This is a genomic window from Streptomyces sp. NBC_00568 (genome assembly GCF_026341855.1).
Taxonomy (GTDB): Bacteria; Actinomycetota; Actinomycetes; order Streptomycetales; family Streptomycetaceae; genus Streptomyces.
Genome location: NZ_JAPENW010000001.1, coordinates 1,902,642 through 1,915,570, shown reverse-complemented (window position 1 = coordinate 1,915,570; position 12,929 = coordinate 1,902,642). Strand labels below are relative to the sequence as shown.

Annotated in this window: 15 protein-coding genes; 11 read left to right on the top strand and 4 right to left on the bottom strand. The window is 70.8% G+C overall.

The window, feature by feature from the left end; genetic code table 11:
• Window positions 1-4: 4 nt before the first annotated feature.
• The 9 genes from OOK38_RS08160 to OOK38_RS08120 all read left to right on the top strand — a co-directional run bounded on the left by OOK38_RS08160 (window position 5) and on the right by OOK38_RS08120 (window position 6,844).
• Window positions 5-895 (top strand): DUF5936 domain-containing protein, encoded by an 891-nt coding sequence (locus OOK38_RS08160; RefSeq protein ID WP_266848283.1) that lies wholly within the window; start codon window positions 5-7, stop codon window positions 893-895.
• Window positions 895-2,271 (top strand): sensor histidine kinase, encoded by a 1,377-nt coding sequence (locus tag OOK38_RS08155; protein WP_266848282.1) that lies wholly within the window; start codon window positions 895-897, stop codon window positions 2,269-2,271. The genes OOK38_RS08160 and OOK38_RS08155 overlap by 1 nt, the downstream gene beginning before the upstream one ends.
• A complete protein-coding gene (locus tag OOK38_RS08150; protein ID WP_266848280.1) occupies window positions 2,264-2,995 on the top strand; it encodes a response regulator transcription factor in 732 nt (243 codons plus the stop codon). The genes OOK38_RS08155 and OOK38_RS08150 overlap by 8 nt, the downstream gene beginning before the upstream one ends.
• A gap of 102 nt (window positions 2,996-3,097) precedes the next feature.
• Window positions 3,098-3,298: a hypothetical protein gene (locus OOK38_RS08145; protein WP_266848279.1), complete on the top strand. Its 201-nt coding sequence runs from the start codon at window positions 3,098-3,100 to the stop codon at window positions 3,296-3,298.
• The gene (locus OOK38_RS08140) at window positions 3,295-3,903 is read left to right on the top strand and encodes a pilus assembly protein TadG-related protein (protein ID WP_266849317.1); all 609 of its coding nucleotides are present in this window, start codon (window positions 3,295-3,297) and stop codon (window positions 3,901-3,903) included. The genes OOK38_RS08145 and OOK38_RS08140 overlap by 4 nt, the downstream gene beginning before the upstream one ends.
• 15 nt (window positions 3,904-3,918) lie before the next feature.
• Window positions 3,919-4,515, top strand: a complete 597-nt coding sequence (locus OOK38_RS08135) for a hypothetical protein (RefSeq protein ID WP_266848278.1) — start codon at window positions 3,919-3,921, stop codon at window positions 4,513-4,515.
• A 3-nt stretch (window positions 4,516-4,518) separates the two neighbouring features.
• Window positions 4,519-5,160, top strand: a complete 642-nt coding sequence (locus OOK38_RS08130; protein WP_266762262.1) for an OmpA family protein — start codon at window positions 4,519-4,521, stop codon at window positions 5,158-5,160.
• An 84-nt stretch (window positions 5,161-5,244) separates the two neighbouring features.
• Window positions 5,245-5,910, top strand: a complete 666-nt coding sequence (locus OOK38_RS08125) for a dihydrofolate reductase family protein (protein WP_266762264.1) — start codon at window positions 5,245-5,247, stop codon at window positions 5,908-5,910.
• Window positions 5,911-5,950: 40 nt separating this feature from the next.
• Window positions 5,951-6,844: an LLM class flavin-dependent oxidoreductase gene (locus OOK38_RS08120; protein WP_266762266.1), complete on the top strand. Its 894-nt coding sequence runs from the start codon at window positions 5,951-5,953 to the stop codon at window positions 6,842-6,844.
• A 138-nt stretch (window positions 6,845-6,982) separates the two neighbouring features.
• Here OOK38_RS08120 and OOK38_RS08115 read toward each other — a convergent pair whose 3' ends face one another.
• Window positions 6,983-7,495: a DinB family protein gene (locus OOK38_RS08115; protein WP_266762268.1), complete on the bottom strand. Its 513-nt coding sequence runs from the start codon at window positions 7,493-7,495 to the stop codon at window positions 6,983-6,985.
• 84 nt (window positions 7,496-7,579) lie between these two features.
• Here OOK38_RS08115 and OOK38_RS08110 point away from each other — a divergent pair, with 84 nt between their 5' ends.
• Complete coding sequence (locus OOK38_RS08110) at window positions 7,580-8,368, top strand: class I SAM-dependent methyltransferase (protein WP_266848276.1); 789 nt, start codon at window positions 7,580-7,582, stop codon at window positions 8,366-8,368.
• 121 nt (window positions 8,369-8,489) lie between these two features.
• On the opposite strand, the gene OOK38_RS08105 is transcribed toward OOK38_RS08110, so the two are convergent.
• The 3 genes from OOK38_RS08105 to mgrA form a co-directional block, all read right to left on the bottom strand.
• A complete protein-coding gene (locus OOK38_RS08105) occupies window positions 8,490-9,641 on the bottom strand; it encodes a winged helix DNA-binding domain-containing protein (protein WP_266848274.1) in 1,152 nt (383 codons plus the stop codon).
• Window positions 9,642-10,000: 359 nt separating this feature from the next.
• On the bottom strand, window positions 10,001-10,345 hold the full coding sequence (locus tag OOK38_RS08100; protein WP_266762272.1) for a DUF192 domain-containing protein: 345 nt from the start codon (window positions 10,343-10,345) through the stop codon (window positions 10,001-10,003).
• Between the two features lie 408 nt (window positions 10,346-10,753).
• Window positions 10,754-11,791: an L-glyceraldehyde 3-phosphate reductase gene (gene mgrA, locus OOK38_RS08095; protein WP_266848272.1), complete on the bottom strand. Its 1,038-nt coding sequence runs from the start codon at window positions 11,789-11,791 to the stop codon at window positions 10,754-10,756.
• A gap of 146 nt (window positions 11,792-11,937) precedes the next feature.
• On the opposite strand from mgrA, the gene OOK38_RS08090 reads away from it, so the two are divergent.
• Window positions 11,938-12,711 (top strand): isoprenyl transferase, encoded by a 774-nt coding sequence (locus OOK38_RS08090; protein ID WP_266762276.1) that lies wholly within the window; start codon window positions 11,938-11,940, stop codon window positions 12,709-12,711.
• Window positions 12,712-12,929: the final 218 nt, after the last annotated feature.

Here is a 12,929-nt window from a genome sequence, read left to right as displayed (position 1 = left end):
CACGTTGCTGCCGCTGCTGCTCGCCGTCCTGATGGGCGCGGCCGTCGCGGGCGTCCTCCTGGGCGTCCGGATGATCCGTGCCGACGTCAAACTCCCCAGCGATCTCCAGCTCGCCCTGGAGGTCGGCGGCACCCGGGTCTCCACGGCGGACTCGGCCGTCGACCGTCTCGGCATGCGCTTCGCGCCGACCGTCCTGCGCCTGATGGGCCCCCGGCGGGTGGACGCCAAACGCCGCCGTATCGACATGGCGGGCAACCCCGGCGGCCTGACCCTGAACCGCTACGCGGCCCGCCGCGCGGTGTACGGCATCTTCGGCGTCATCCTCGGTCTGGTCTTCCTCTCCAACGGCCAGCTCCTGTTCGCCGTCCTCACCCTCGCCTTCGGCCTGGTCGCCGCGGACGCCCTGATCTGGCAGGCGGTCCGCGAGCGCAAGGAGGTCATCGACCGCACCCTGCCCGACTTCCTCGACGTCCTCGCGGTCGTCGTCTCGGCGGGCCTCGGCTTCCGCCAGGCCCTGGACCGCGTCGCGGAGAAGTACGAGGGTCCCTGGGCCGACGAACTGCGCATCACCCTGCGCCAGATGGACATGGGCGTCAGCCGCCGCCAGGCCTTCGACGAACTCCGCAGGCGCAACTCCTCCGAGCAGGTCGCCCAGTTCGTCTCGGCCCTCCAGCAGGGCGAGGAACTCGGCTCCCCGATCGCCGAGACCCTCATCCAGCTGGCCACGGACATGCGCCGCACCGACGCCCAGAACGCCCGCCGCCGCGCAGCCAAGACCATCCCCAAGGCCACGATGGTCACCCTCGTCTTCATGCTCCCGGCGACGATGATCCTGATCGCGACCGGCATGTTCCTGGGCTCGGGGACGAACTTCGGCTCGATCCTGGGGCGCTGATGGACGCCACCCTGCGCCGCTCCGGGCGCGCCGGCGACACGGTCCGACGGTGGTCCTCGCTGCTCGGGCGGAGCCGCGAACGGCCCACCGGCTACCTCGCGGACGACGCCCCCGCCCCCGGCGGCATCCGCCTCCAGCTCAACGCCCTCCAGGCCCTGTGCCGTCAGGCCTTCGCGGTCCGCCTCGCGGCCATCGCGATCGGCGCTCCCTTCGCGATGACGAACGCGACGGACGGCCTGGCCCGCTACGCCGTCCTCGCCGCGGCCGTCCTCGGCGTCATGGGCTCCTACGCCATGCTCAGGGACTGGGACCGTTTCGGCCCCCGCCTCCTCGCCCACCCGACCCTGATGGCCCTCGACCTCACCTTCGGCGCGGTCCTGCTCCTCACCGCGTCCCCGGCCTCCCCCCTCGCCTACGCCACCGTCTGCACCCCGCTCCTGTCGGGCCTGCTCTACGGCTGGCGCGGCGCGGGCGTCTTCACCGGACTCCAGCTCATCGTCCTGCTCACGGTCTTCAGGGCCTGGGAACACCGGCCGGGCGCGGGCGCCAACACGCTCCTCGTCGCGGGCTTCTGCATCGGCGCGGGCATCATCGGCGTCACCCTGCGCAATCTGATGTTCCGCTTCGGCACGGCCAGCCAGGCGCTGTCCGAGGCGACCAGCAGGCTCGCCGTCGCGGAGGCCGTGGAGTCCGAACGGACCCGCCTGGCACGGGAGATGCACGACTCGGTGGCCAAGACGCTGCACGGCCTCGCGCTGGCCGCGGAAGCCCTGGCCGTCACGGCGGACGGCGCGAACCCGCAGGCACTCAAACGTCAGGCGACGGTCGTGGCCGACGCGGCGCGCCTCGCCGCGACGGAGTCCCGCACCCTCCTGACGGACCTGCGGCGCCATACGGACCTGACCGCCCCCGACACCGACCTTCTCCCCGAACTCTGCCGTATGACGGCCGACTTCGAGTCCCGCACCCGCCTCCCCGCCGCTGTACGGCACCGGGGGGCGGACCCCGTTCTTCCCTGCACCACGGCCCACCACGTCCTGGCGATCGTCTCCGAGGCCCTGGAGAACGCCCACCGCCACGCGGGCGCGAGCGGAGTGTCGATCGAACTCGCACTGTCGGCGCACGAGTTCGCGCTCTCCGTACGGGACGACGGAGTCGGACTGCCGACGGCGGCGACTCCCGCCGCACTGGCCGCCTGGACGAGATCCGGCCATTTCGGCCTGCTCGGCATGACGGAACGGGCCGCATGCGTCGGCGGCCTGATCGCACTGGACCGATCCCCGCAAGGGGGCACCGAGGTCCGTCTGACGCTCCCGCTCCCGTCGGCGGCCCTTCCCTCTTCCCCCACTCCCCAAGAGGAGGCCGCACATGCCTGACCAGGCACTTTCCGGCCCGCCCCTGCGTGTCCTGGTGGCCGACGACAACCCGGTCGTCCGGGCCGGCCTGAGCGCGCTGCTGGAAGCGCACCCCGACATCACGGTCGTCGCGGCGGCGCGGGACGGCGGGGAGGCGCTGGCCTGCGCCGCCCGCCTCACCCCGGACGTGGTGCTCCTCGACGTCCGCATGCCCGGCACGGACGGCCTCACCGCGCTGCCCGAACTGTCCAGGATCGCCCCGGTGATGATGCTGACATACAGCCGCGAACCCGAGGTCGTGGCGGAAGCGCTGCGCAAAGGCGCCTCCGGCTATCTCGTCCATGGCGAGTTCACGGCGGCCGAACTGATCGCCGCGGTGCGGGATGTCCGTCACGGACGCCCGACTGTCCCGGATTCAATCGGAGTTTCGCACCAAACACCCTCGTCCACTTCGCATCTGCAACCAACTGTGTCACAGTCGTCGGAGGCTCGGCCCGTACCCGCGGCGGGACTTCACCGCCGCGCCCTCAATCAGCCTGATTTCGGCCTGAGTTCAAGGGAGGTGGAGGTGATGGACCTCATCGCCGCCGGCATGAACAACCGCCAGATCGCCGCCACCTGCTTCATCACCGAGAAGACCGTCAAGAATCACATCAACCGCATCTTCGCGAAGCTGCACAGTTCTTCGCGCAGCGAAGCGATCGCCCACTGGCTGGGCACGGCCCACGGGGGGTGGAGCCGATGACTCCACGGCCCGGAAGTTGGGCCCCTGGGCCCACCCGGAGTAGGCGGCTTCTCACGTACGGTGCTCGAGTCGTTAGTGGCGTCGGGTGGGAGGGCAGTGCTGATGAGCAGGTTCACCGTGTGGACACGAACCGTGGTCTCCCGCATGCGGGGCACGAACCGGGACGCGGGAGCGGGGTTCGTGGAGTACGCGGGCCTGATGATCATCATTGCGGGGATCTTCACGTTGATCGACAGCCTCGGACTGGACGGGCTGATCTCGACAGCCATCCTCAACGCCGTGACGGACGTCATCGGCGGCTGACCCTCGTACGAGCGCGGAGCGACCGGGGGCAGACCCTCCCCATCTACATCTGGCTGACGGTGATTCTGCTGTTCGCCGCGCTCGCCTTCTTCGCCTTCGCCCAAGCAGCGTCCGCCCGCAATGGAGCTCAATCCGCGGCGGACGCTGCCGCGTTGGCGGCCGCGCAGGATTTCCGGGACGAAGTGATCGACCGCCTGGCGGGTGCCGTCGGCGAGGAAGACAACTGGCTGGACTGGCTGGACGGCGATCAGGAGGCCGACGGGGCCGGGGCGGGCGCCGCGGCCCAGCAACTGGCCGCCGCGAACGACTCCAGCCTCCAGGGATGGCAGTTCGTCAGGAAGAACGGCTACCCCGGGTACCGGGCCGACATCCAGACCAACTACACCGTCGGCGACTCGATCATCCCTGGCACCGAGGGCATGCATGCCGAGGCCCATGCCGTCGCGGTGATTCAGCCGCGCTGCGATTTCGATCCGGACGCGGATCCCGAGAAGCCCGTCGAACTCGCCTGTGACGGGGAGATCGTGAACATCGACCCCGGAGACTTCAACCCGGACGACCTACCGGACGCGTCGGTGCTCTTCTCCGTGCACCTGGCCGAGTGAGAGGAAGCCGTACCGATGGACTTTCGGCACACCAGGAAGGGCCGTACGGCTCTGAGCGCGGTGGCGATCACGGCTGGGCTGCTCCTCACGGTGGCCGGCTGCGGCGGGGGAGGTGACGGGGAATCCGACAAGGGGGCTTCGTCCCCATCGGCTTCCACCAAGAGCAGCAGCAGCGGCGGCGGCAAGGCGGAGACGCAGACGCCGGAGTCCGAAGCGGTGCTCGCGGAAGTCAAAGGCGAGAACGGACTCACGCTCACGGTCACATCCGCCAAGCGTGACCAGGGGGGCTTCGTGACCGTCGAAGGGACGGTCACGAACAACACGGACAACACCTGGATCGCGGCGAACTGGCGCGGTGACGAACGTGAGCTGTCCAAGAACGGGGCGTCCATCGCCGGCGCCAACCTGATCGACCAAAAGGGCAAGAAGAAGTACTTCATCCTCCGGGACACCTCGGGCCGCTGCCTGTGCACGCAGTTCACCGGTGGCGTCCGCCAGGGCGCGACCGCCCAGTGGTTCGCCCAATTCCCCGCACCCCCCGCCGAAACCACGGCCGTCGACTTCCAGGTCGGCTCGATGCCCCCCGCCTCCATCGAGATCTCCGAGGGCTGAGCCATGGCCCTCCCGACCCGCGGCGTCGCGACGACGTTCACGGCCCTCGCCGTGCTGATCACCCTCGGACTTCCGGGTCCCGCGTACGCGGACGACGACGACCCCAGCGCCCCGCCCGGCAGCGTCACCACCTCCCCGCCGCCCGACGTCGACGCCAACAGCCCCGGGCTCAAGCTCGCCGACGGTGCGACGCTGGCGCCCGCCAAGGTGCTGGACATCAAGTCGGTCGTGGAGGACCTGGGGGGCGAGGAGCGCCGGGAGGACACCAACTCGGATGTGACGTTCGCGCTCCAGGCGGAGGTGCTCTTCCCGAAGGACAGTTCGAAACTGAACCCGGACGCCCAGTCCCGTATCCAGGCGATCGCGGACGAGATCAAGGCCCAGAACGCGACGACCGTCCGCGTCTTCGGCTTCACCGACAACCTCGGCTCGTACGCGCACGGCCTGACGCTCTCCAAGAAGCGCGCGGAACAGGTCCACGACCGGCTGGCCGCCGCGCTCGGCTCCACGGACGTCACCTTCCAGGTGCGGGGGTACAGCGAGGACTACCCGATCGCCGACAACACCTCCGAACAGGGCCGCCGCAAGAACCGCCGTGTGGAGGTGACCTTCCCGAGGGGCTCGGCCGCAGGAGACAAGGCCTGACGCGCGCGTCACCTTCTCCGGCGCCGGGCCGCCTGGCAGCATTCCCCCGACGAATTGGTCGCGCACGAGTCGGTGGAGTCCGCCATGAGGAAGATCGTGTTGATGTCGTCGGTGTCCCTCGACGGATTCATCGAGGGCCCGAACAAGGAGATCGACTGGCACCGGGTCGACGCAGAGCTGCACCAGCACTTCAATGACCTGGTCAGGGGCTATGGCGCCCTGCTCTCCGGACGGGTGACGCACCAGCTGATGGCCGCGTACTGGCCGACGGCCGACAAGAACCCGCAGAGCAGCCCGGAGGAGGTCGAGTTCGCCAGGATCTGGCGGAACATGCCCAAGGTGGTGTTCTCGAGGACGCTCAAGCACGCCGAGTGGCACACCACCGTCGTACGGGAAGTCGTGCCCGAGGAGATCCGGGCGCTGAAAGCACAACCGGGCGGGGACATCGCACTCAGTGGCGCCGATCTCGCCGCGGAGTTCCTCCGGCACGACCTCGTGGACCAGATCAGGCTGTACGTGCACCCCGTGCTCATCGGGCGCGGCAAGCCGCTCTTCGCCGAGTCCGACGCCCTGACCGAACTCCGCCTCATCGAGACGCGGCGCTTCGGGAACGGCGTCGTCCTCCTGCGCTACGAGCGCGACAGGACCACCGGCACCGCCGGAGCCACCGACACGACCGAGACCACCGGCACGACCGAGACCACCGACACGACCGGCACCGCAGACACCGCGGGCACCGATGACGCGTAATGCGGTTGTCCGTGCACGGCGGCGTCGATAGGAAGGCGGCATGACGTCACTCGGTGTTGTCTTCCGGCCCCAACTGCCTCCCGAGCGGCTGCGCGCCGTGGCGCGCGAGGCGGAGGAGGCGGGTCTCGAGGAGCTGTGGCTGTGGGAGGACTGCTTCCTCGAAGGAGGCGTCTCGGCCGCCGCGGCCGCACTCGCCTGGACCGAGCGGCTCACAGTGGGCGTGGGCCTGCTGCCCGTCCCGCTGCGGAACGTCGCCGTCACCGCGATGGAGGCCGCCACCCTGCACCGGCTGTTCCCCGGGCGAGCCGTCCTCGCGGTCGGCCACGGCGTACAGGAGTGGATGGAGCAGGTCGGGGCGCGGGCCGAGTCGCCCGTGACCCTGCTGCGTGAGCATCTCGAGGCGCTGCGCGCCCTGTTGCGCGGCGAACGCGTGACCTCCGACGGGCGGTACGTGAAGCTCGACGGCGTGGCCCTCGACTGGCCGCCCGCCGAGGCGCCCGAGGTCCTCACCGGCGCCACCGGGCCCCGCACGCTCCGGCTCGCCGGTGAGGTGGCCGACGGCACCGTCCTCACCGCCTCGACCACCCTCGACGGGGTACGGCGGGCCCGCCGGCTCATCGAGGAGGGACGGCAGGCGGCGGGACGGACGTCCGGACACCACCGGGTGGTCGTCTATCTGCACACCACCACCGGGGCCGACGCGGCCGCCCGGCTGCGCGCCGAGCTCGAGGCCAACGGCGAGAACCCCGTCCCGGAACACGGTGTCGCGGGCGACGCGGAGTCCGTGGCCAAGGCCGTCCGGCGGCTCGCGGAGGCCGGCGCCGACACGGTGGTCCTCCAGCCCACCGCGGACGAGCCGGACCCCGAGGGGTTCGTCCGGTTCGCGGCCGGACAGGTGCGCCCGCTGCTCCGCCGGGACCCGTCCGGTCGGTGACGGTCCGGCACGACGGAGGAGCCCGGCCGGGCGACCGGTCAGCCGAGCCGCCGAACCGGTCGGTCAGCCCAGCCGCCGAACCGGTCGGTCAACCTGGCCGTCGGACCGGTCGGTCAGCCCGGCGGGTCAGAAGGTCGGTCAGCCCGGCCGGTGATCCCCCGTTCCCCCGTCGATCAGCTCCCGCACGATGTCCATGTGGCCCGCGTGCCGTGCCGTCTCCTCGATCATGTGGACCAGCACCCAGCGCAACGAGACGGCCCGGCCGCTCCCCGTCGTGCCCACGTCGTCGAGCGCCAGCTCGGTGACGGTCCGGTCGGCGGCGGTGCGGGCGCGGCCGTAGAACTCGACGATCCGCTCCGTCGTCTCGCCCTGCCCCGCGCTCATGTCCTCGCCGGAGGAGGGGTCGAACCACAGCGGCTCGACCTCGCGGCCGAAGGCCGAGCAGAACCAGCCGTACTCGACGGACGCGAGGTGCTTCACCAGCCCGAGCAGGTTGGTGCCGGACGGGGTCATCACCCGTCTGACCTGCTCGTCGTCCAGGCCCTGGAGCTTCCACAGCACGGCGTCCCGATGCCGGTCGAGACTGGCGTGCAGGGTTTCCTTCTCGCCGTCGGTGTACGGCGTCGGCGCGGCTCCCGGATTCGTCGTCATGCCCGGAAAGTAGCAGCGGGCACTGACATCGCCCGCCCGGGAAATTGAGTCGCCCGGTACCGCGCCCGTTGCGAGAATCGCCCCATGAGCACCGCGCGCACCTTCGACGACCTCGTCACCGAAGCCGAGACGGTGTCCGTCGACGGCTGGGACTTCTCCTGGTTCGAGGGCCGGGCCACCGAGGAGCGGCCCTCGTGGGGGTACGCGCGGGCGATGGGGGAGCGGCTGGGCCGAGCGCGCGGCGCCCTCGACATCCAGACGGGCGGAGGGGAGGTCCTGAACTCCGCCCCGAAGCTGCCCGGGCTCACCGTCGCCACCGAGGGCTGGCCGCCGAACGTCGCGAAGGCCACCGCCCTGCTCCATCCCCGGGGCGCCGTGGTGGTCGCCAGCCCGGAGGGCGCGCCGCTGCCGTTCGCGGCCGGCGCCTTCGACCTGGTCACCAGCCGGCACCCGGTGGCGACGTACTGGGACGAGGTCGCGCGCGTGCTGTGCCCCGGCGGCACCTATTTCTCCCAGCAGGTCGGCCCCGCGAGCGTCTTCGAACTCGTCGAGTACTTCCTCGGCCCGCAGCCGGAGGAGGTCAGGAACGGCCGCGACCCGGGCCGCGCCCGCGCCGCCGCCGAGGCCGCCGGGCTCGACGTCGTCGATCTGCGCTCGGAGCGGCTGCGCATGGAGTTCCACGACATCGGCGCCGTCGTCCACTTCCTGCGCAAGGTGATCTGGATGGTCCCGGGCTTCACCGTCGACGCGTACCGGGAAAGGCTCCGTGCCCTGCACGAACAGATCGAGACGGAGGGCCCGTTCGTCGCCCACAGCACCCGCTTCCTGATCGAGGCACGCAAGCCCCGGGGGATCCGAGACGCGGAGGCCTAGCCACCCCGCAGATCCCGGAGGTCCCGGAGGTCCGGTCCCCGGACCCGCAGGCCTTACCGCCGCGCAAGCCGCGGAGGCCGGAGAACCCGCACACCCCGCCGTCACCCCTGCACATCAGCCGTCACGCGTGCGGTCCAGACGTCACCTTCCCCACCACCAACTCCGGTGTCGCCTCAAGGATTTCGCCCACCCGGTCCACCTGCCGTGCCAACTCCCTCTCCAGGGCCGCCGTCAGCCGTACCAGCGGCTCCACGGTGACCGTCGTACGGCGTCCGCTGCGCCGCTGGTGCCGGACCCCCGACACCACTCCGTCGATGAGCAGCACCGGATGGTTCCCCGCCTGGCCGCCGGCCAGCGCCCGCTCGTAGGCGGCCCCGGGGAACAGCAGTTCACGGGGGCGGCAGCCGATGCCGTACGCGTCGAAATACGGCAACAGCCGGACCCCGCTTGCCGGTTCACCCGGGAAGTCCGTGTCGCCCGCCGCCACCCACGCCGGTCCGCCCGCGAAGTCGACCTCCTCGATCTCCCCGGCGTCGGCGAGCGTCGCGAAGAGGTCGCGGGCCCAGCCCCGGGGTGCCGCCGCCCACTGGGCGAAGTGCGCCGCCGTCGCCGGACCGTAGGCGCGCAGATGCCGGCGTACGAGCAGGGAGAGTGCCTCGTCGGCGGCCATCGGCCGGAAGTGCGGAGGCCGGGTGTACGTCACCTTGCGGCCCCGGTTGGGGCCGAGGCACAGGGCGCCCCGCTGGCCCGCCCGGTGCATCACCTGCCGCCAGCGCGGCCACATCCCCTGGAACGCGGGCATCACCAGGTCCCCGGCCCACGGTCCGGTGCGCGCCACGACCGCCTCGCTCAGTTCGTCGATGGTCAGCGAGGTGCCGGCCAGGGCGTCGGCGATCGCGGCGACGACCTCGTCGGCCTGTGCCACGGTCATCCGGGCACCCTGCGCGAACGGGCTCGGACCGGTCGGAATCGCCGTCAGAGCGGCGGTCCAGAAGGAGAGTCCGGCGGCCGGCAGCAGATGAAGGGTGCCGCGCGGGCCGTACGTCTTCAGCAGCGAGCGCTCCTCCCGCAGCGCCGCTCGCACGTCCGCCCGGGTCACGCCCTCGGCCCGTACGCCCACCGACACCTCGGCCGCCGACAGCACCTGCGCGTGGGCGCCGAGCATCGCGCCGACCACCTCGGCGACCGGTGCCCCGGCCCGCGCGGGAACGGACAGGAACTGCCGTTCCAGGCGCCGGGCGCTCGCCTCGTCCCATGTGATCCTCAAGGTCATACGGCCGACGCTAGAGGGGAAAGAGGTCGGTTCCTGTCCGCTGTGCGGAGGCTTCGGGAGGGGCACGGCGCGGGCGGACGGGCTGATCGGCGCCCCCGCGGGACGATTGACCGAAAACACCCCAATGAGGGGTGCTCGGCGTGAGATGTCCGTCCGGATGACGGACGGGATCCGGGTGTGCGCCGGAGGGTCCGCCGCGCATCTCCACGGGTTTTCCACATCGTTATCGAGAGTGGGTCGCCTAGTCCGTTCGGCTCACGTAAGTTCAGACCAAGGTAATTCGCGTCAGCAAAGCTGCGCGTGTGGCACCGCGCAGAGGAGGGGGCTGCGCGGTGCTGCCTTCATGTGGTGACGTGCTGTCAGCCGTCCTGGACCGCGATCCGCACCCCGCGCCGCACACCCCACCGCTCCATCGCACCGGCCTCCGCCTCCAGGACCTGCCGGGCCCGCGGTCGTGGCAGCCCCAGCCGGCCCGGACGCATCGTGCGCACCGCCAGGACCCGCGACGTCCGGTCCAGATAGGCGACGTCGATCGCGAAACGCATCCCCAGCGTGTGCACCGAGTTCGCCGGTCTCAGCAGCAGCGCGCCCTCGATCCCGTCCCGCCCGAGCAGTCCGCGCCGCCGGGAGCGCGCCGTCGCGGCGAGCTCCAGGGGCACCGGCTCGCCCGCCCCCTCCGTCGTGTCCGTCGTGAACGTGGCCATGGGTGCGAAGTTAGCGGCGGCGTCAAGCGGGAGCGCGCCACGCGCGTCACTCTCCCGGAGTACCCCGGGACAAGTCGGCGCCACGCCCCACAAGCGGGCGCAGACCCATTGGATCTCCACCGATCCTCCGCGATTCCCTTTGAATCAGCTGCGATTCGGCCATGATCACACCCGGAATCGATGGTTCCGCGCTCATCGCGGCGTTGTCGGGCGACTCCGGAGAGTAGTTGTGGCACGCGGATGCACGCAGCATCACTTACGAAGGGTTATGGTGGAAACCCCCCCTCGGGCCGGTCCGTCTCCCCCCCACGGACCGGCCCGTTTTTTGTGCCCGCGACGGCCGGTCCGGCGGGCGCCCCCGTGCGCCCCCGGACCCGGCCGCCTCGCGCGGCGGGGGATTCCGGTGACTCAGTGGCGTCCGGCCCAGATGTTCGTGCCCGGCGTCGACACCGCGAACGTGTCGATCTCCTTCAGTTCCTCGTCCGTGAGCTTCGGGGCCGCCAGTGCCGCCGCGTTCTCCTCCAGCTGCCTCACGCTGGACGCGCCGATGAGGGCGGAGGTCATCCGCTCGTCGCGCAGCACCCAGGTGAGCGCGAGCTGGGCGAGGGACTGACCGCGCCGGACCGCGATGTCGTTCAGTCCGTTCAGCCGGCGTACGACGTCGTCGCTCAGCAGTTCCGGGTCCAGCGACTTGCCCTGGGTGGCACGCGAGCCCTCCGGGATGCCCTGGAGGTACTTGCCCGTCAGCAGGCCCTGCGCGAGCGGCACGAAGGAGATGCAGCCCATGCCGGCCGCCTCCAGCGTGTCGAGCAGGCCGTCTTCCTCGGTCCAGCGGTTGATCATCGAGTACGAGGGCTGGTGGATGAGCGGACGGACCCCCATCGAGGTGAGGATCCGGGCCGCCTCCGCCGTCTGCTCGCTGGTGTACGAGGAGACGCCGACGTACAGCGCCTTTCCCTGCTGGACGGCGGACGCGAGCGCGCCCATCGTCTCCTCCAGCGGGGTGTCCGGGTCGAAGCGGTGCGAGTAGAAGATGTCGACGTGGTCGACGCCCATCCGCCGCAGCGAGGCGTCCAGGGAGGACAGCAGGTACTTGCGGGAGCCCCACTCGCCGTAGGGGCCGGGGTGCATGAGGTAGCCCGCCTTGGTCGAGATGACCAGTTCATCCCGGTAGGAGGCGAAGTCCTGCTTCAGCAGCGTGCCGAAGTTGAGCTCCGCCGAGCCGGCCGGCGGCCCGTAGTTGTTGGCGAGGTCGAAGTGCGTGACGCCGAGGTCGAAGGCGCGGCGCAGGATCGCGCGCTGGGAGTCCAGCGAGCGGTCGTCGCCGAAGTTGTGCCACAGGCCGAGCGAGATCGCGGGCAGCTTGAGGCCGCTGCGTCCCGAACGCCGGTACTCCATCGTGTCGTACCGCTCGGTCGCGGCCCGGTACAGAGAGGGGTCGTTCATGGGGGCGAACCTATGTCAGGGTGCAGAGGCCCCACGGGAGCGCTCGCGTCTCACAGCGGTAGGCTTCGCCCCGCGGGGGACCGCCATATGGACAGGGACTGTGCTCGGGCGCGTCTGTCCGATTCGCACGGAGGGGCTGACAACACGTGACCTTGCGCGACAACCTGCGCCGCCTGCTGGTCAGGTTCTATGCACGCAGGGTGGAAGGCCACCTCGACCACGACCAGGTGCCCAAGCACATCGGCGTCATCATGGACGGCAACCGCCGTTGGGCGAAGGCGGCGGGTTCCACCACCGCCCAGGGCCACCGGGCCGGAGCCGACAAGATCGGGGAATTCCTCGGCTGGTGCTCCGAGACCGATGTCGAGGTCGTCACTCTGTGGCTGCTGTCCACCGACAACTTCGACCGCCCGCAGGAGGAACTCGGCCCGCTGCTCGGCATCATCGAGGGCGTCGTCCGCACCCTCGCCGCCGACGGCCGCTGGCGGGTGCACCATGTCGGCACGCGCGACATCCTGCCCTCCGCGATGCAGTCGGCCCTCAAGGAGGCCGAGGAGACCACCGCGCATGTCGAGGGGATAGTCGTCAACGTCGCCATCGGCTACGGCGGCCGCCAGGAGATCGCCGACGCCGTGCGCTCGATGATCCTCGACGCCGCCGACAAGGGCACCTCGATGGAGGACCTCGCGGACCGCGTCGACGTCGACCTGATCGGCAAGCACCTCTACACCGGCGCCCAGCCCGATCCGGACCTGGTGATCCGCACCAGCGGCGAGCAGCGGCTGTCCGGATTCATGCTCTGGCAGACCGCTCACTCCGAGTACTACTTCTGCGAAGTCTTCTGGCCCGCCTTCCGCAAGGTCGACTTCCTGCGCGCCCTGCGTGACTACGCGGCGCGACACCGCCGTTACGGAGGCTGAATTCCGGGGTGCCCCGCGTCACTCGGGGCACCCTGCGGGGACGTACGTCATCGGGAGTTAACGAACGCGCCGTCATATGCCGTGGCATGGCTTGGCTCGTTCGAGGGCATAAGCCTTGCAGGTCGACACCCGAACCACGGGTGTCGGATCTCAGCGGACGGCACGGGGCCGTCCGCCCGGGAGGCCCTTTGCACCAGCCCGACCGTGCGGTCAGTACG